We start from the raw sequence: 19,289 nt of genomic DNA on the forward strand, positions 1-19,289 counted from the left end.
ATCCTTTTCTGGAAAGATTACAAGGAAATCATCGCAAAGAATTTGTTAAAAATGGAATCAAGACAGTGTTTTCAGAGCTTCGGCAACAATTTCCCGTTCATCAAAATGGACTTTTTCCGTTCCCAAAACCTGATAATCTTCATGACCTTTTCCCGCCAATAGGATAACATCATCTTTTTGTGCATGTTGTACCGCGTAAAAAATAGCCTCTTTCCGGTTGGTGATCCGCACATAAGGGGTATTTTCTTTTTCTACTCCTACCAGAACCTGGTCAATAATGGCCTCTGGATTTTCTGTACGTGGATTATCGGATGTTACGATTAAAAAATCGGCGTTTTGCGCGGCAACTTGCCCCATAATTGGACGCTTTTTGTTGTCGCGGTCCCCGCCACATCCAAATAGGGCTACTACCCTACCTTTTTTATAGCCATTAATCGAATCCAAAATATTTTTTAATCCATCTGGTGTATGGGCATAATCACAAATGATGGTAAAATCCCGTCCTGTCGGAACCACTTCGCTTCTACCTTTTACATGGGAAGCATTTGTAATGCTATCCGCCACTTTTTCCACCGAAATTCCGATTTGGATACAGGCGGCCGCAGCGGCTAAAGCATTTTTCACCGAGAACATTCCTGGGGTACCAAAATGAATCTTGCTAGCAATATCCCCTATTCTCATCTGGAATTGGACACCCAAACTATTTATCTCAATCTCATTCGCGAAAAAGTCCGCTGATGGATTCTCCACCGAATAGGTAATATAACGACATGGGATTGTTTCCATCAGACGTTTTCCGTACGGGTCATCCATATTAATCACAGCACAATCAGAACAATCGAACAGCTTCTTTTTCGCCAGGAAATAGTTTTCCATGGTGTGGTGATAATCCAGATGGTCCTGGGTTAAATTTGTGAAGATCCCCACCTCAAAATGGGTATCTGCCAGACGGCATTGGTCCAACGCATGGGAGGAAACTTCTAATACAACATAATCACAGTGAGCTTCCACCATTTTTGCAAGTAGTGCCTGATAATCAGCCGCATCTGGAGTTGTTTTTTCGGTATGGAACACAGTGTCCCCAATTTCATTGCGGATAGTTCCAATTAATCCGACCTTAAAGCCCATATTGGTTAAAACAGCCTTCATAATATTAGTGACTGTTGTCTTACCATTGGTTCCTGTTACCCCAATAAACTTTAGGTCTTTTGCTGGATTTCCCTGCATGTTGGCGCACATTTTTGCATAAGCATAATGGGAATTTTCCACTAAAATCTGGTTTTTCAATCCCAAATCCCGTTCACATACAATATAAGGGACGCCTTTCTCCAAAGCGGACTGGGCAAAATTATGTCCATCTGATTGCACCCCTTTGATGCAGACAAACACACTAGAATCCGTCAATTTTCTGGAATCACAACTTACATCAGAAATCTCACAGTCAGTTATTGTTCCTGTATAATTAATCCCGTCTAATAATTGGATGAGCTTCATTTTTTGTTCCTCCCCATTGAATTACTGACTTACCTTAAAGATTGGCATTCTATTCATTTCTATGCATTTATCAACCTGTTTCATCATTGGTCAAAAATTCCACAGTAACAACGCTTCCTTTTTCCACCTCTGTCCCCGCTGGAGGGGATTGAGTGGTAGCTTTTGCCTTTTGGTTTTGAATTCCACTATTGGTCAACGCGATATTCAATCCGTATCCCGCCAGGATCTGGTTTACTTCCGCCTGGGTTTTGCCAATGACATCCGGAACCGTTACCTTTGTGGTTTCCTGTTCTTCTGTATATAAAATTACTTTTCCGCCTTTTAGCATCTTGGAGCCAGCGGATGGAATTTGTTTTACGACTGTTCCACCAGAGCCTATGGTTTCCGCCACCAGCCCCGCACTATTAATCCGTGTCTGGGCATCCGCTAAGTTAGAACCTTCTACGGAAGGAACCGCTGCCCCCTGGTTTTGCAACTCTTCTTCCGTGTATTCTGGCGAAATTCCCATGTAAGGGATTGCATCTGACATTACCTGAGCAAATACTGGGGATGCAACCGCACTACCGTAATATAATCCGGAACGCGGCTCATCCACTAAAATCAGCAAAGCAAACTGTGGGTCATCCGCAGGGACACAACCAACGAAAGAAGATACATATACAACGTCCCCTGTAGCATTGGTATAGGAAAGCTTTTGCGCTGTACCAGATTTCCCGGCAATGCGGTAACCTGGAACGGAAGCGTTGCTCCCTCCATTTGCAGAAACCACCTGTTCCAATACCCCACGCATCATTTCAGAAGTTTCTTCTGAAATTGCCTGGCGTTTGGTTTCACCGGTGTTAGTTTCGGTAATATTCCCATCCTGGTCAATAATCTGTTTTACCACATGGGGAGTAACCATATAGCCGCCGTTTACTGTAGCGGAAAATGCGGTCATCATCTGCATTGGGGTAATTCCCATGGATTGACCAAATGCTTCACTAGCTAGTTCAGCTGGACCCAGCTGATCCGCTGTATAATACAATGGATATTTATTTTCCCCTGGAAGGTCAATTCCAGTTGCCTCAGTCATCCCAAATAATTTAAAATACTGGAAGAATAAATCCGACCCCAAAGACTGGCCAATCTGTACAAAGGCAGGGTTACAGGAATTCACTACCGCCTGGGTAAAATTCTGGGAGCCGTGCCCGCTGGTTTTCCAACAGTGAATTGGTTTTGCACCGGATACCACTTGAATGGAACCTGTACAGTTAAAGGTACTATCCAATGTTTGGGTTTTCTCCTCCAATGCTGCGGAGGCTGTTACTACTTTAAAAACAGAACCTGGTTCATAGGTCTCAGTAATCACCTTGTTGGTCCACATTTTTTCCCTTGCCTTTTTGGTAGCTTCGGTCAACTCATCCCCTTGTAATCCTTCCAGTTGGGATTGCAGATTGGTGTCACTGATTGTATAAGGGTCATTCAAATCATATCCCCCATTGGTGGACATCGCAAGAATCTCCCCTGTGTTCACATCCATCATAACACCCGCAACACGATTCGTAGGATGATGGGTATCAATCGCCTGCTGAATCGCCTTATCAAGATAATGTTGTAAGGTTTCGTCCACTGTCAACACCAAGCTGTTTCCATCCTGAGCTGGATAGTAATATTCATAGTCAAAAGGCAGATCCCCGCCCAAAGCGTTCTGGGCAATTACCACTTTACCTGGAGTGCCACTTAGTTCTTCATCATAAGCTAACTCTACACCGTAAAGTCCCTGATTATCCGATCCAGTAAATCCAATAATATGGGAAGCAGAATTTGCCTGTGGATAATAGCGTTTGCTATCCTCCACCATGTGGATTCCTTTTACTTTTTGCTTTAGTTCCTGTTTTTCTAAGGCATTTTTATTGTTCTCCCGAATCTGTTCATTTTCCGCGTCAATTTCTTTGTTCTTTTCTTCGATGTAAGCAGTAATTTTATCCGCTTCGGGTTTCTCCACTTTTTTCTTGATAATTTCATATTTGGTATTCTTTTTGGTTTTTTCCAGCACTTCGTTGTAGTCCAAACCCAGAATATCAGATAACCCTTGGGCTACCAGTTGGCGTTGTTCATCTGTAGTAATCTGGTTTGGCGCAACGGATACTGTCCAAACAGTAGCACTCTGCGCTAAAGGGGTCATATTTCTGTCATAGATTGTCCCCCTATTTGCATTGATTGTATCTGCGCCTAATTGCTGATTGTAAGCTTTAACACCATATTTTACACCATCGTATTCCGCGAAACAAGCTATGTATACAATCCGAACAATTAAGGTAACAAATGCCACTAATACAACCGAAAAAATAATAATATTTAATTTAAATTTCATGTTTTTGGTCGGTGATATTGCCATGTTGCTGCCTCCTATCACACAAACGATTTCAGGTGAGGAAAGAAAAACAAGGGTTAAGAACCTTTCTCAACCCTATGATGGTATTCTTCTTAAAATAATCTGATCTTATTGTATCATATTGGATTAGCCTGCAAGGTATTCCAAAAAATTAGTAAACGCGTCTTTGATTTTTTCAAAAATAGTGGTATCTTTCTCTTCCGGAATTTCAATGCTGTTCCCAGCGGATGAACTGATGTATTCCACTTGGTTCGATTGCATTTTAATCATTCCCAGCTCTGTTTCTGCGTACTCTTCAATATTGTTGATGCTCATCGTTTTGTTTAATTCCATATTCAAGCGTACTGCTTCACTTTTCTGGGTTTCCAGCTCTGCTGTAGCAGCGCTAATTTGGTCATTGATCTCATTTAATTGTACCATGCTCAACACCATAGAAGAAGTAATCACCACTGCAACGATAATTAAAGCAATCGCCTTATAGGGACGAATATAATTTGCCGTACGGCGTTTGGAAACCTTTTTAATCGTAGGCTGCTGCTTTTTTTGTTCTTGGGCTGTTTCATAGTTTTGGTATGCAAGATTTGATTTCCGGCTCATAACGATTTCCCCTTTGTTTTTATTTGATTTTTCTATAATAAGGCTTGTCCCTTATCACAACAGGGGAAGAAAGCGGTGTTTCGTCTGCCATATTATAGTTTTTCTAAAATCCGCAATTTTGCGCTTTGGCTTCTACGGTTTTGATCCAGTTCTTCTTTAGAAGGTAAAATTGGTTTTTTATTGATAAATTTTGCTTTTGGATGGTTGCCACAAACACAAATTGGAAAATCTGGCGGACAAGTACACCCTTTACACATTTCGGTGTAAAACTGTTTTACAATTCGGTCTTCCAACGAATGGAATGTAATAATCACTAGCCTTCCACCTGGGCTTAATAAATCAAACGCCTTTGCCAAACCAGTAGATAAACATTCCAACTCTTGGTTCACGGCAATACGAATTGCTTGGAATGTCCGTTTGCTTGGATTTTTTTCCCTTCTTGCCTTCATTGGCATAGAGTTGTTGACAATCTCGGACAACTGACTTGTCGTTTCAATCGGAGCTATTTCACGGTGTTTTACAATATTTTTCGCAATACTGTAGTAATACTTGTCTTCTCCATAATCACGGATAATCCTTGCAATTTCCTCTAATGGATAGGTGTTAACCAAATCTTTTGCGCTCAATCCTGTTTTGCTCATCCGCATATCCAGTTCACCATCGTTCAAATAGGAAAACCCTCGCTCCGCATGGTCTAACTGAAAGGAAGAAACCCCTAAATCCAGCAACACACCATCTACCTGGGTAATTCCCCGTTGAATCAACTCTTCTTGCATATTGCTGAAATTAGAATGGATTACCTGAGCGCAAGAATAAACGGATAACCGCTCCGTTGCTACCTGCACAGCATCTGGGTCACGGTCAAAAGAATACAACCGACCAGTTGTCAGACGTTTTGCAATTTCAGTGGAATGTCCTGCTCCACCAGCAGTACCATCTACATAAATACCATCTGGCTTAATATTTAGGCCATCCATACATTCCTGTAGCATAACAGAATAATGTTTGAACTCCATTTTAATTCCTTTCTACCATTTTTCTATCTTTCATCCAAGCTAGAATTAAAATCCCAGCTCATCCATAATTTCTTCGATTGCTTCCGGGGTACATTCTTCAAAGGACTGTTGCCATGCCTGCTGGTCCCAAATTTCCACACGGTCAGATGCTCCTACCACCACTACATTTTTCTCTAATGAAGCATATTCCCTTAAATTTTGGGACACAATAATCCTTCCTTGCTTGTCCGGTTGGGCTTCAATCGCACCAGCAAAGAAAAAGCGCTCCATATTGCGGCGTTTTGAACGAGGTAGGCTTTTAATGCTTTCAGTCAGGTTTTCCCATTCCTCCAAAGAATAAGCATACAAACAGTGGTCTAACCCTCTGGTAATAATAAAATTTCCACCCAGTGATTCCCGAAGTTTTGCTGGAAAATTAATACGACCTTTTGCGTCAATCGTATGACTGTATTCGCCGATTAACATATTCCAACCACCTTCTATCAATTTTTTAGGGGAAACTCACCTTTTTCAACCACTTTTCACCACTTAAGTTTTATTATATCGGATTGCTGTATAAATTGCAAGTTTTTTTATGGAATTTCATCCAAATTATTTATGGAAAAATCATACAGAATTTGAACTTTTATACTATTTTATACTGCATTATGACAAAAAATAAAAAGATTATTAAAATAGTTACAATTCTCTCATCTTCCACAATTTATCAACAGCCAAAATATAGTTATATAAGTTATTTTTGTTGTAACCAAAAGTTCTCTATACTCCAACAGTAAAAAAGAAAATAACGTTTTTATTTATCCAATAAATCCAGATTATTTTAAATCAAAAAGTTAATATACAATAATGGATAATAACAATTACTAGATGTTATTATCTAAAATAGGATAACGATCAACTCTTAGCAGAAGATTCTGATCTTACTTTACTTGTTGTTACAATCGTAATATTTACTATCCCATTTTGTTTTCAAAAATCCATTATTTTTCTTACTAACAATAAATAATATTAATCAAAATTATCTTCCTGTAAAAGTTCTTCTGCTGTAATTCCAAAAATCTTTGCGAAAACCCTTAACTCAATATCTGTTACAAACCTTTTTCCACTTTCTATTCTTTGAATTGCATTTTTATCCAAATCAATCCCTTCTAGTTGTAACAAATCCGCTAATGCCCGTTGTGAAGTTTTTGGAACTCTTTCTTGTCTTAACCTGGCTATTTTTTTACCACAAACATTGTTTCTACCGTTATTTCTGTTTTTATACATATAATCACCTCATGACATCTAGTAATTGTCATCAGCAATTATTTTATGGTAGTGGCCAGTAATTATGGCATTTACTGATAGTCAAATTTACTTTGTTGATTAAATATTGATACAAATAGAAAATTTCTCCTTTATTTGCCGTTTAAATTTATTATAATTATCGAAAAGTAAAAATGTGAATGATTCCTATAAAAGTCGAAATATATCAAATTTTAGGTGTTTTTGGTGTGAAAAATTCTCTATTTATTTGCTGAACGAAGCCAATAAACTCTCCTGTTTCCTATCTTTTTTATATAAAAAAACTCTGTGAATGATAAATTCAACAGAGTTTTTGTGTTGTATATTTTGTTATTTTTTCTATAAATATAATAGTTTAAAAGTTATATTTAACACTTCTTTCGCAGTTTCAAAAGACATGGGAATCATATTTGCTTATTATAAATTAGCTCAAAAATTAATCCAAAATCCTTATTTTTTGTTTTTACAAATCCATTTTCAAAAAGTTTTTATTTGCTTTTAATAAAATTAAGGATTCGATTAAACTCTAAATTAATAACAAAAAGCGCCCTATTTAAAACAGAGCGCTTTTCCATTAATATTATAAAAATCAAGAAGAAATTTGTTGGGCAGATACTTTTTGCTTCTCTTTTTTGTTTTTCCGCATATGCGGTAAATAAGTTAAAAATACAGCTAATGTCATAGCGGCGGCTAATACAAATAAATAGAATCCGTAGCCACAAGCATTATAAATATCCACTAATGGCGTTCCCTCTGGTGGAGTACGCAAACACATATAATTTACGTTAAAGCATGCATCAACAACACCAGCTACACTAGCGGTTAGTACTAAAATTCCCATTACCTTTGGCATATTCTTAATATTTGGACGAAATCCTTGCACATACATCATAGCTAATGGTACAAATAATAAAATCGCATGTAAAGTAAAGCTTTGTAATGTTTGGAAATGGAGCAAAGGATAATATCCAGCAATACCAGATGGGCAAAGCAACGCCACAATTCCACCCAATAAAGCGGTAGAACAGGTAAATTCTTTAATCGCCATATTTTTGGTAAATACAGCTAGTGGTATGTAAAAAATCTGCGTACCACAAAGTTGGAGAGGCAATAAACGGACCCAATCTGTCTGACCAACCATAATCAGCCAAAGTACTCGAATTAGCTCTACTAAAGGCAGTACAATCGCAGCAATCTGAATGATATGATCCGCTTGTTTTTTTGGCATTCTTTTCATATACCGCAACAATAATGTAACAACCAGAGCAATTACCAGCAATGCGATAATATGTGAAATATCCAACCCATGAAACACCTGGTCAGAGGGAATTTGATCTTTATAATGGAAAAACAATCTGAACACCTCCTCAACCTTTTTCATTAATTAACGAAAAATTATATCATAAATATTTGAACAAATAAATAACATTTTCTATTTGTTTTTTGAATAAGACAAATTTTTACAAAAATTCTTTTTTATCTCCATCATCCTATCAATTCTTTTGATATCCTTATGTAAAGCTTTGAAAAGTAAAAGAGTATTGAACGAAGATGTATTCCTATCGTAACTACCTCAGCCTAATTTCCGGCAATGACGTTATATCGGTTCAGCAACACACAGAGGATAATTCGTTTTTTCATACTGCCACACAATAGAAATGAAAAATTTTATAATATAACCACCTCTTAACTTATCATTACAAAGTCTATTTTATCGCTGTACGATTCTATAACATAATGTTTATTTTAAATAAATTGGTTGTCTTGCGTGAAGTTCTTCGATTTCTATCTATTATGCAAATAAATAAGGAGGAGTAGCTTCTCCCCCTTATTCTATTCCAATTGTTCTTTAAAATGTGAAAGAATTTTTTTCTCTCTACGGGAAACTTGTACTTGTGTCATCCCCAATTCCTCAGCGGTTTCCGATTGGGTACGCCCCCGGAAATACCGCAGCAAAATCAGCTTTCGATCCCGTTCTTCCAGTTCCAGTAAAATCTGTTTGATGGTAATGGTAATCGCAAGTTTTTCCTCCATTGGCTCTGTTGGAAGATCTAGCTGTCCTCCACCTTCCTCCTCACTTTCAGTAAGGGATAATGCAGGCGTAGCAGCTCCAATCGCTTCCACTACTTCTTCCTTATCCATTCCCATTCGTTCCGCCAATTGTTCAACCGTAGGTTCATACCCATATTGTTGAGCAAAAGCTTCCCGTTCTTTGGTGACTTTTAAAGAAAGTTCTTTTAAGCTTCGACTTACTTTTACCGTTCCACCATCTCGAAACAGCCTTCGAATTTCTCCTAAAATGACTGGTACAGCATAGGTAGAAAACCGAACTCCTCGCTCTTCATCAAAAGCATTTACTGCCTTTACCAACCCCATGCAGCCAGCAGCATACAGGTCATCGTATTCAATGCCTTTTCCATAAAACCGATGAGCGCAGGAATGAACTAATCCAAGATTTTGCTTTACAAATTCTTCCCGCCGTTCCGCTGGTTTAATCATGGTTACGGGACTTTAATTTCTTAGTCAATACAACGGTTGTCCCTTTCCCTTGAGTAGAATTGACCTTTACTTTGTCCATAAACGTTTGCATCACAGAGAATCCCAGACCGGAACGTTCCCCATTTTTACAAGTGGTATACATTGGTTCCATAGCCTGTTCGATATCAGCAATTCCACATCCTGTATCACGGATGCGGATAACGACCTTGTTGTCTGTATGAATTTGAGCCCGAATATGTATTAAGCCAATCTTGTCTCCGTATCCATGTACAATGGCATTGGTAACTGCTTCTGAAACCGCTGTTTTAATATCCGCAATTTCATCAATGGTAGGGTCCAACTGGGCAAAAAATCCCGCCACTGCGATCCTAGCAAAACTTTCGTTAGAAGAATGGCTTGGAATTGTCAATTTCATTTCATTTTCTATCATGATTTTCCCTCCTTGTCCTCAATCACTGCAAGCCTGTCCAGACCAGCCAAATGCATTACTTTTTTGATGTGGGGAGTCGGATTAGTCACCTTTACTTCTCCACCCATTGATTTTAAAAGCTTGTACCGTCCCATCACTAAGCCAATTCCACTGGAATCCATAAAAGTAACATCGGTAAAATCCAGTAATAACAGTTTTGGGATAGCACCTTCCGCAAAACGGTCAATTTCTTCTCGAACAGGACGTATGCTGTGATGGTCGATTTCTCCGGACAGATAAGCTGTCATCACTTGTCCGCTCAATTCAATTTTTACTTCCATGTTATATATCCTCCATTCTTATTTACCATCATTTCATCACTTTCCAATCAAACAGTATCCCCCTTTTCTGTTTACAAAACGATCCAAAAATGTTATAGGTTACACATCTAATGTTTGAAAAAATAGATCTCTCCTAGTTGGATATCATTCAAAATCAATTTTCTTCTCTTTGTGCCTAAATAGAGATAGGATAAATATTCTAACAAACAAATATTTCCAAGAAATTATACTTGCCAATCCTAAAAATTCACCAAATCTTATCATCATATTGTAACCCTGTTATTGATAAACCAATAAAAAATACCAATAGCAATAGTTCATGATTTTTAAAACTTACGGAAAAATAAACCGAGTAATTAAACTTGATTCTAGTGGGTTCCAAGAAGGTCTATTTCCCTGATACAACCACATACTAAATAGTTTTCACATTCATTGCTTGCTTCACAGCCTTAAACAAGTGATTGCCGTTCCAATGGTAATTTCCTATTACAGAAAGATTGTATTCCGTTTAATATTTGAAGCAAAATATTGTTATAGGACACCTTCACCAATAAAACAATGATTTTTTATCCAATAAAAAACTGCCTTATCCATATGATAAGACAGTTATAATAAAAATATTGTCATTTTTAGGAAACTACAGTTTCTCTTTTTGCAAATATTTTCTTAAATCTGCTGCCAAAAAAAGAGAGCCAAAGATAAATACCCCTCCTTGTTTTCCAGCTAGTTTGATCGCCTGCTGGTATGCTTGTTGAGGATAATCTGATAAACTAACTTGAAAGTGGTTTCCTTCCGCTACATTTTTTAATTCTTCTGCTGCCAATCCTCTGGGAGAATCCACATTCGTAACAACTAAATGATCCAACACCCCATCCAACAACGCCAATTCCTGTTGGTAGCTTTTGTCTTTTAAGACACCACACACCCCAATTTTCGGGGAACATTGGAACATACGGATGGACTTTGCCAACGCAACAAAACCATTTGGATTATGGGCACCATCTAACACAACAATTGGGTCATGTTGTAATATTTCCATCCGGGCGGGAAAAGTCGTTTTCGCTATACCATTGGCAATCTGCTGCTCAGTTAATTGAATTGTTTTTAAATTGCGCAATGTTTCTATTGCAGTAATTGCATTATCAATCTGATGTTTTCCTAACAGCTTAAGATGGTATTCCCTACCACCATATAGAAAAATGGTACCATTTTCATCACAGCGTAAGATTTCCGTTTGGTACATATTCGGTAAAATTAATGGAGATTGCACCGTGGCACAGGTTTGCATAATCACTTCCAAAACATCTTCTGTCTGATCTGGATAACAGATACAAGGAGAACCATGCTTAATAATTCCTGCTTTTGCTTTTGCAATCTGTTGGATTGTATTTCCCAATACCTTCATATGATCATACGAAATCTTTGTAATGACCGCAGCCTCAGGTGGCGGAATAATATTTGTGGCATCCGCATCACCGCCCAAACCAACTTCCAGACAAACGATATCACAGTGGTTCCTCCTAAAATACAGGAACGCAAGGGCAGTGATAAAATCATATTCATTACACTCTAGTCCTTCCGCAGTTATCCGCTCATAAGCATCTCTTACCTGAATATAAAGCTCTACAAATTCATGTTTGGAAATCATCTCCCCATCAATTTGAAATCGCTCCCGAAAATCAATAATAAAAGGGGAAATGTAAAGCCCTGTTTTATAGCCTGCTTCTTGGAATGCGGCTGCGCACATAGCAGCTGTAGATCCTTTTCCATTCGTTCCTGCTATGTGGACAAATTTTAATTGTTCCTGGGGATTCCCTAAATACTGGAGTAACCTTTTAATCCGAAATACCCCTGGCACACTACTAAAAGCCGGCATATTATGCACAAAATTCAACGCGCGCTGGTAGGCCTGTTCCATCTAACTTTCACCTCAACATCCAAAATCCATTCTGTTGCAATCAATTCAATAATAGGAAAAACTTGCCGCCTCACAAGGAAATGGGGCGGCAGGTAATTCTTGTTTGGATTAGCCAAGCGCGGCAATACTTTCGTTGATTTTTTCCAAACGCTGGGTTGCTTTTTCCAATTTGGCACGTTCCGCGTCTACTACTGCCTGAGGTGCTTTATCCACAAATTTTGGATTATTTAATTTACCACTCAGGAATTTAATATCAGCTTCACATTTCTGCTTGTCTTTATTTAAACGTTCCAATTCCTTGGATTTATCAATCAATTCTTCCATTGGGATAAAGATACGGGCAGCGTCAGTTGCCACCTGTACTGCTCCATCTATCTGGAATTGCCCACCTACTTCAACCGATTGGGCACTTGCTAATTTTTCAAAGAAAACAGCACATTGCTCAAAAATAGCAGGGGATTCTGTTTGAATGTACAAGCTCGCTTTTTTGCTTGGAGGAACATTCATTTCAGCACGGGCGTTACGGATACCCTTAATAGCATCCATTACCTTCTGGAATTCGTTGCTTTCCTCTATAAAATCCAGTTCCTCATGGTATTCTGGCCATTTGGAAATCATAATACTTTCCTCTTCATGTGGGATGGCTTGCCAGATTTCCTCTGTAATAAATGGCATAAATGGATGCAGCAGTTTTAATGTGCTAGTCATCACATAAACCAATACTTTTTGCGCATTTAAAGCGGTTTCCCCACCAGCCTGTAACCGTGGCTTAGTTAGCTCAATATACCAGTCACACAGGATGTTCCAGATGAAATCATAGATTTTCTGGGATGCAACGGAGATTTCAAATTTATCCAGGTTGTCGGTCATATCCCGAACCAAATCGTTTAACTGGGTCAATACCCATTTATCTTCAATAGACAATTCAGTTGGTAAACCCAGCACCTCTTCATCACTGCCAGAAATATTCATCATAATAAACCTGGTTGCATTCCAAAGCTTATTGGCGAAGTTTCTAGCCGCTTTTACCTTTTCATCGCTGTAACGCATATCGTTCCCAGCATTTGTACCATTTGCTAGCATAAAGCGTAACGCGTCAGCGCCGTATTCATCGATTACTTCTAGTGGGTCAATCCCGTTGCCCAACGATTTAGACATCTTTCTACCCTGGCTATCACGAACCAAACCATGGATAAATACATTTTTAAATGGTGCTTTTCCAGTGTGTTCTACAGCGGAGAAAATCATTCTGGCTACCCAGAAGAAAATGATATCATAACCCGTTACCAGGGTACTAGTTGGATAGAAATATTCCAAATCCTTGGTTTGATGCGGCCAGCCCAAAGTGGAGAACGGCCACAAGGCAGAACTGAACCAGGTATCCAAAGTATCGTCATCCTGGGTCATATGCCCGCCGCATTTTGGACAGGTGTGAACTTCTTCCTTGGAAACCACCATTTCCCCACAGCTGTCACAATAATAAGCTGGAATTCGATGGCCCCACCACAATTGACGGGAAATACACCAGTCTTTGATGTTTTCCATCCAGTGGTAGTAAATTTTATCAAAACGTTCTGGAATAAAATCAGTTTCATGGTTACGTACCGCATCGATTGCAGGTTTTGCCAAAGGTTCCATTTTCACAAACCATTGTTTGGAAACTCTTGGTTCTACTGTGGTGCCACAACGGTAGCATTCCCCTACATTGTGGTTGTGCGGTTCCACTTTTACTAGGAATCCACCTTCTTCCAGATCAGCAACAATGGCTTTTCTCGCCTCGTAACGTTCCATACCTGCGTATTTGCCGCAATCTTCGGTCATGTGGGCATCATCCGTCATTACATTGATAATTGGAAGATCGTGGCGTAAACCAACTTCAAAGTCATTTGGGTCATGGGCAGGGGTAATTTTTACTACACCAGTACCAAATTCCATATCAACATAATCGTCTGCTACCACTGGAATTTCACGGTTTACCAATGGCAGAATCAGTGTTTTGCCAACCAGATGCTTATAACGGTCATCATTTGGATTAACAGCTACTGCAGTATCCCCTAACATAGTTTCTGGACGAGTAGTAGCCAGCTCCAACCAGCCACTGCCATCTGCCAAAGGATAACGCAAATGCCAGAAATGGCCTTCCTGCTCGCTGTATTCTACTTCTGCATCGGAAATAGAAGTCAAACAATGAGGGCACCAGTTGATAATCCGTTCCCCACGGTAAATCAAACCTTTTTCATATAAGTTTACAAAAACTTCTTTTACTGCTTCACTACAGCCTTCATCCAGGGTAAAGCGTTCCCTGGTCCAGTCGCAAGAAGAGCCCAGTTTTTTCAACTGTTCAATAATACGGCCGCCAAATTTTTCTTTCCAAGCCCAAGCACGTTCCATAAAGCCATCACGGCCAAGGTCAGCTTTGCTCAAACCTTCCTGTTTCATTGCCTCTACAATTTTTGCTTCAGTCGCAATCGAAGCATGGTCGGTTCCAGGAACCCACAGAGCTGCATAACCCTGCATTCTTTTCCAACGGATTAAAATATCCTGCAATGTCTCATCCAACGCATGGCCCATATGCAACTGACCAGTGATGTTTGGAGGAGGAATTACAATGGTATAGGGTTGTTTTTTGGGATCCGCCTCAGGAGTGAAATAACCTTTTTCAGTCCAATCAGCGTAAATCCTATCTTCAAATTGTTTTGGATTATATACCTTATCCAATTCTTTACGCATAAATTTCCCACTTTCTTTCACGATATTCAAATAAGCTTGATAGTCTTATTATAATTACTGTTTATTATACTACAAAGTTGCTGTTTTTGGCAACAGTTTTCCGAATTCTCTCTCATTATTTGATAAATTTCCCTTGTATCTAAATCCATAGTTCGCTATAATAGTTGTCAGACAACATTAACTGCAAAGGAAACGATTATGAAAGATACCGAAAAAAATTTAGCTCAACAGGTTGCTGATACCATCTTGTCCTATATTACCATTGAAAAAAAATTTGTTCCAGGAGATAAACTGCCGAATGAAAATGAATTTTCCGCCCAATTGCAGGTAAGCAGGGCAACATTGCGGGAAGCAATACGGATTCTGGCATCCCATAATGTATTGGAAATTAAACGTGGAAAAGGTACATTTGTGGTAGAACGTCCGGATTATGAACATCCCATTGACTTTAATGAACTATCCAAAACCCAGTTGGATGTCCAAGCATTATATGAAATGCGATTAATGGTAGAGCCACAAACTGCCTATTATGCCGCAAAAAGAGGGACAGAGCAGGAAATCAAACGAATTTTGGAATATGGGAAACAGGAAGAAGAACTCATTTTACAAGGGAAAGACCGTACCCAAATTGAACAAGCTTTCCACCAAGCAATTACAGTGGCTGCCCATAATAGCTTTGTGGAGCGGCTGATGCCGATGATTTATCAGGCAATTGATTCTGGTGTTTTGCTCTCCAATCAGGCGGACAGCAAGGGCATTATCCAGGATACCGTTAATGATCACCGTCTAATTATGGAATTTATTGCTCAAAGGAATGGCCATGGGGCAAAAACAGCGATGGAACTCCATATTCTCCGTGCAATTAAAGGATTTGGATTTTCAGAGGATTAATAACGAAATCATATATTCCCTATCAACAAAAATAGCTGATAAAATCAAAGGGGAAAAATCCACCTATTCAATGAAAATTACAGTTTTAAAAGGGATAATCACAAACTATGATTTCAATTTTTGTAGACCACAATCGTAATCGAATGGTTCACTTAATCCCCCAAAAAGAATACAGAACAATATCACCACATTGTTTCCCCAGTTTTGTTACCTACATCTAATTTCTAAAACTTCCGAAATCTTTGGTTGGATTATAACAAACTTGTTTCTGATTGGGCCGACAATATTCTAAAGTAATTTTCAATCAAGGTTTTTTGATCTAACCTTGGTAGAAACGAGGGTTTTATTGGGGGAAAGCGGCAAAAAACAGGCGGAAAATTCCGCCTGTTTTTTGCCGCCTATTTGCTATTGATATTGAACCCCATATTGCGCTATTTGCTGATTGTGTTCCTCCAAAGTTGCAGAATAATGGTTTTGGTTATCGTTTCCAAAAAAGAAATAGTAATAATTCGTAGCCGGTGGATTCTGAGCTGCTTCAATTGCCCTTTTGCTTGGGTTACAAATGGGTCCGGCTGGTATACTACATTTATAGGTATTGTACAAAGCAGCATATTTGCTGGTATCCCCCAAAAGGGAATTCCCTGTAATATAATCGTTCACATACTCTCTAGTTGGGTCTGCATCTAACCGCATTCCCGCATTGATACGGTTATGGTAAACAGAAGAAACCAGCTGCATATTTTCGGTGCTGCGTGCTTCTTTTTCAATAATAGATGCCAAAATCAACGTCTGATCCGAAGGCATTCCGGATTTTGCGGCATAATTATTGAGCATTTTCCGCAATACACTGGTTGGGTCCTCCCCCACATAAAATTGATAGGTATCTGGAAATAAATAGCCTTCCATTTTAAAGCAGCGATCAGGCGAGGATGGAACGTTAAAAGATTGTACTGTATAATTTTGTGCTGCTTGATAAAAAGCGGCCTGGGAACACACTCCATTATTTTCTAATGCCCGAGCAATATCCATAAAAGTACTTCCCTCTGGAATGGTAACCGAAACCACCTGAGGGGTTTGTTGGGAAGATGCAACAGAATCGGAAGTAGTTGCATTTTCCCCATTGCCATCCCCAACCACCACAGGAGGGGTACTAGATTCTTCAGAAGAACTGCTAGGAATACTGCTAGACACCTGCGAACTGCTGCTGGAAACAGGAGGAATAGAGCTAGATTCTGACTCCTGGTTACCGCCACATCCAACCAATAGCAACATACTAATCACTACCATACCTGCAATTATTCTTTTCATTTCAACACCTTTCTTTCGTGTTTGATTCATCTCGAGATTACACAAGATATTATAAATGTAAATCTGCCAAAAATCAATCCAATTTTGGTGTTGTAGACAAATTCCACGTATCGTAGATAACGCTAAAATACAATATATTGTATTAACACAATAGGCAATAACAATTACTAGATTTTTTGCTTTTACTGCACCATACATAAAATAATAACAATACACTAGTTTACTGATTCAGTTATAATATATTGAAATTCGTCTTAAAAGTAAGGCTGTAATTTCATTCTTTAAAGTTTATCCTTCTTATACTGCAGGAAACTCAATGATTGATTTCAACTATCTTCTCGCAATAGCTCATCCGCTGTAATTCCAAAAATCTTTGCGAAAACCTTTAGTTCAATATCAGTTACAAATCTCTTTCCACTTTCTATTCTTTGAATTGTGTTTTTATCCAGATCCATCCCTTCTAACTGTAATAAATCCGCCAACGCCCTTTGTGAAGTTTTTGGTACCCTCTGTTGTCTTAATCTAGCTATCTTTTTACCACAAACATTATTTCTACCGTTATTTCTGTTTTTATACATACGATCACCTCATGACATCTAGTAATTGTCATTAGCAATCATTGTATGTGAATAGCAAGTAATTATGACATCAACTGATAGTCAAATTTACTTTTTTCGTTAAATCTTATTACAAATAGAAAATTTCTTCTTTATTTGATCCCTAAATTTATCATAATTGTAAAAAAAGTAAGTATATAAATTTGTCTTTGTATTGTCGATAAACGTCGAATTTTCGGCATTTATTCTATATCATGACAATCCTATTTTATCTTTTTTCTTAGCCACATTTGTTTTCTGTAGAACAAAAAAGGCTCCATTGAATAATTCATTCAATGGAGCCTTTTTGTTATATTTGATTATGCGTTTTATTAAATATAACATTAAAATGTAATATTTAATACGCAATAAATTTTTCCAAAATAGTGTCACCTTCTGCTACAAAAACGCCTGTTTCTTTTGCGTTTTCTTCATCAAAGCATGGAATGTCAGATTCATATTCCCTCGCAGAGGAATAAAATAAAAATGGTACTGGGTCACTTGTATGGGTCCGTTTACAAATAGGGGTAGCATGATCCGGCAAAACCATTACTTTATAATCCAAATTATGCTCTTGCATTGCTTGGATAATAGGGCCAACAATTTTTTCATCAATTAATTCAATCGCCCTAATTTTATTGTCTATTTCCGCACGATGGCCACATTCATCTGGAGCCTCTACATGGACATAAGCAAATTCTTTTCCATCCAGCAATTCTTCAATTGCGGCTTCTGCTTTTCCATCAAAATTTGTATCAATGTAACCTGTAGCGCCAGGAACATCTACTACTTTCATTTTGGTTAAAATCCCAATCCCTTTTAATAAATCTACTGCCGAAATCATGACACCATTTAAGCCATATTTTTCTTGGAAAGAAGGCAATGGTTTTTTATAGCCTTCACCCCAAAGCCATATCGCATTGGCCGGTGCTAACCCTTTTGCAATCCTTTTTTTATTGACAGGATGGTTTTCCAGGATCTCACAGCTTTTTCTCATCAAATCTAATAGCTTCGCTGCATTTGAATGGGATGGCAAGTATTCTTTAATCTTCTTCCCTGTAATATCGTGGGGAGGGGTAACGGTTCCCAAATCTGTTGTACCATGGTTCCAAACAAGGCAATGTCGATAGCTGACGCCGGAATAAAAATGGAACTCCTCACACCCCAATTGGTCTTCCAGTTCTTCAATAAGTTCCTCAGCTTCCTCGGTAGAAATATCCCCGCCACAATAATCTAAAATTGTTTTCTCCTCATAATTGGGTTCATCAGATAAAGTCACTAAATTACACCTTAAAGTAACATCCGTTTGCTTTAAATCAATCCCAATACTGGCAGCCTCCAGTGGAGAACGCCCTGCATAGTACAATTTTGGGTCATATCCCAGCACGGATAAATTCGCTACATCGCTACCTGGTTTTAACCCTTCCGCTACTGTTTTAACCAGACCGACACAGCCATTTTTTGCTAAGTGTTCCATATGAGGTTTTTTGGCAACTGACATTGGAGTTTTCCCATTCAACTGCTCCACAGGATAATCTGCCATCCCATCACATAAAATCACAATATGTTTCATTATTATAAGATTCCTTTCTTTACCCCAGTAAAAAACTGAGGTTTTGTTCCATTCCAAATTATATTACACCAAATATGATACCTTATTTTTTCAACAAAATCAAGCCCCAAAACTGCCGCTTTTCCGCAATTTCATTGGACTGCAATACTTCGTTGAATGTATTTTAATAACTCTACTAGTAACACGTTAGTAACAAAATATAGAACTTATTTTGATATAATTTGACAATAGAAATTTTAAAAAACTAGTGATATACTAA

General features: G+C 38.4%; 16 protein-coding genes. 1 reads left to right on the forward strand and 15 read right to left on the reverse strand.

All coding sequences use genetic code 11. From position 1 onward, the window contains the following. Window positions 1–57: 57 nt before the first annotated feature. The 12 genes from BQ2683_RS11060 to BQ2683_RS11115 all read right to left on the reverse strand — a co-directional run bounded on the left by BQ2683_RS11060 (window position 58) and on the right by BQ2683_RS11115 (window position 14,662). Window positions 58–1,494, reverse strand: coding sequence for a UDP-N-acetylmuramoyl-L-alanyl-D-glutamate--2,6-diaminopimelate ligase (locus tag BQ2683_RS11060; RefSeq protein ID WP_069989087.1), 1,437 nt, complete (start codon window positions 1,492–1,494; stop codon window positions 58–60). Window positions 1,495–1,564: 70 nt separating this feature from the next. After that, the gene (locus BQ2683_RS11065) at window positions 1,565–3,871 is read right to left on the reverse strand and encodes a penicillin-binding transpeptidase domain-containing protein (RefSeq protein WP_069989088.1); all 2,307 of its coding nucleotides are present in this window, start codon (window positions 3,869–3,871) and stop codon (window positions 1,565–1,567) included. 123 nt (window positions 3,872–3,994) lie between these two features. Continuing rightward, a complete protein-coding gene (locus BQ2683_RS11070) occupies window positions 3,995–4,465 on the reverse strand; it encodes a hypothetical protein (protein ID WP_069989089.1) in 471 nt (156 codons plus the stop codon). A 92-nt stretch (window positions 4,466–4,557) separates the two neighbouring features. Further along, a complete protein-coding gene (rsmH, locus tag BQ2683_RS11075) occupies window positions 4,558–5,481 on the reverse strand; it encodes a 16S rRNA (cytosine(1402)-N(4))-methyltransferase RsmH (protein ID WP_069989090.1) in 924 nt (307 codons plus the stop codon). Between the two features lie 45 nt (window positions 5,482–5,526). Next, a complete protein-coding gene (gene mraZ / locus BQ2683_RS11080; RefSeq protein ID WP_069989091.1) occupies window positions 5,527–5,946 on the reverse strand; it encodes a division/cell wall cluster transcriptional repressor MraZ in 420 nt (139 codons plus the stop codon). Between the two features lie 543 nt (window positions 5,947–6,489). Next, a complete protein-coding gene (locus BQ2683_RS11085; RefSeq protein ID WP_069989092.1) occupies window positions 6,490–6,747 on the reverse strand; it encodes a helix-turn-helix domain-containing protein in 258 nt (85 codons plus the stop codon). 607 nt (window positions 6,748–7,354) lie between these two features. Beyond that, entirely contained in the window at window positions 7,355–8,119 is a 765-nt protein-coding gene (locus BQ2683_RS11090; RefSeq protein ID WP_069989093.1) for a YwaF family protein, read from the reverse strand. 479 nt (window positions 8,120–8,598) lie between these two features. Then, window positions 8,599–9,264 (reverse strand): sigma-70 family RNA polymerase sigma factor, encoded by a 666-nt coding sequence (locus BQ2683_RS11095; protein ID WP_069989094.1) that lies wholly within the window; start codon window positions 9,262–9,264, stop codon window positions 8,599–8,601. Further along, window positions 9,257–9,694, reverse strand: coding sequence for an anti-sigma F factor (gene spoIIAB / locus BQ2683_RS11100; RefSeq protein ID WP_069989095.1), 438 nt, complete (start codon window positions 9,692–9,694; stop codon window positions 9,257–9,259). Before spoIIAB ends, BQ2683_RS11095 begins: the two co-directional genes overlap by 8 nt. After that, on the reverse strand, window positions 9,691–10,014 hold the full coding sequence (locus BQ2683_RS11105; protein ID WP_069989096.1) for an STAS domain-containing protein: 324 nt from the start codon (window positions 10,012–10,014) through the stop codon (window positions 9,691–9,693). Before BQ2683_RS11105 ends, spoIIAB begins: the two co-directional genes overlap by 4 nt. 637 nt (window positions 10,015–10,651) lie before the next feature. Then, window positions 10,652–11,932, reverse strand: coding sequence for a bifunctional folylpolyglutamate synthase/dihydrofolate synthase (locus BQ2683_RS11110; RefSeq protein WP_069989097.1), 1,281 nt, complete (start codon window positions 11,930–11,932; stop codon window positions 10,652–10,654). Window positions 11,933–12,040: 108 nt separating this feature from the next. Then, window positions 12,041–14,662 (reverse strand): valine--tRNA ligase, encoded by a 2,622-nt coding sequence (locus tag BQ2683_RS11115; protein ID WP_069989098.1) that lies wholly within the window; start codon window positions 14,660–14,662, stop codon window positions 12,041–12,043. Window positions 14,663–14,860: 198 nt separating this feature from the next. Here BQ2683_RS11115 and BQ2683_RS11120 point away from each other — a divergent pair, with 198 nt between their 5' ends. Then, window positions 14,861–15,553, forward strand: coding sequence for a FadR/GntR family transcriptional regulator (locus BQ2683_RS11120; RefSeq protein WP_069989099.1), 693 nt, complete (start codon window positions 14,861–14,863; stop codon window positions 15,551–15,553). 405 nt (window positions 15,554–15,958) lie between these two features. Here the strand turns inward: BQ2683_RS11120 and mltG are convergent, their stop codons facing one another. From mltG to BQ2683_RS11135, 3 genes are all read right to left on the reverse strand, one after another. Next, complete coding sequence (gene mltG, locus BQ2683_RS11125) at window positions 15,959–16,861, reverse strand: endolytic transglycosylase MltG (protein ID WP_069989100.1); 903 nt, start codon at window positions 16,859–16,861, stop codon at window positions 15,959–15,961. Window positions 16,862–17,187: 326 nt separating this feature from the next. After that, a complete protein-coding gene (locus BQ2683_RS11130; protein ID WP_069989101.1) occupies window positions 17,188–17,439 on the reverse strand; it encodes a helix-turn-helix domain-containing protein in 252 nt (83 codons plus the stop codon). 376 nt (window positions 17,440–17,815) lie between these two features. Next, on the reverse strand, window positions 17,816–19,030 hold the full coding sequence (locus BQ2683_RS11135; RefSeq protein WP_069989102.1) for a cofactor-independent phosphoglycerate mutase: 1,215 nt from the start codon (window positions 19,028–19,030) through the stop codon (window positions 17,816–17,818). Window positions 19,031–19,289 lie beyond the last annotated feature (259 nt).

Origin of the sequence: Massilioclostridium coli (genome assembly GCF_900095865.1) — a bacterium.
Taxonomy (GTDB): domain Bacteria; phylum Bacillota; class Clostridia; order Oscillospirales; family Ruminococcaceae; genus Massilioclostridium; species Massilioclostridium facile.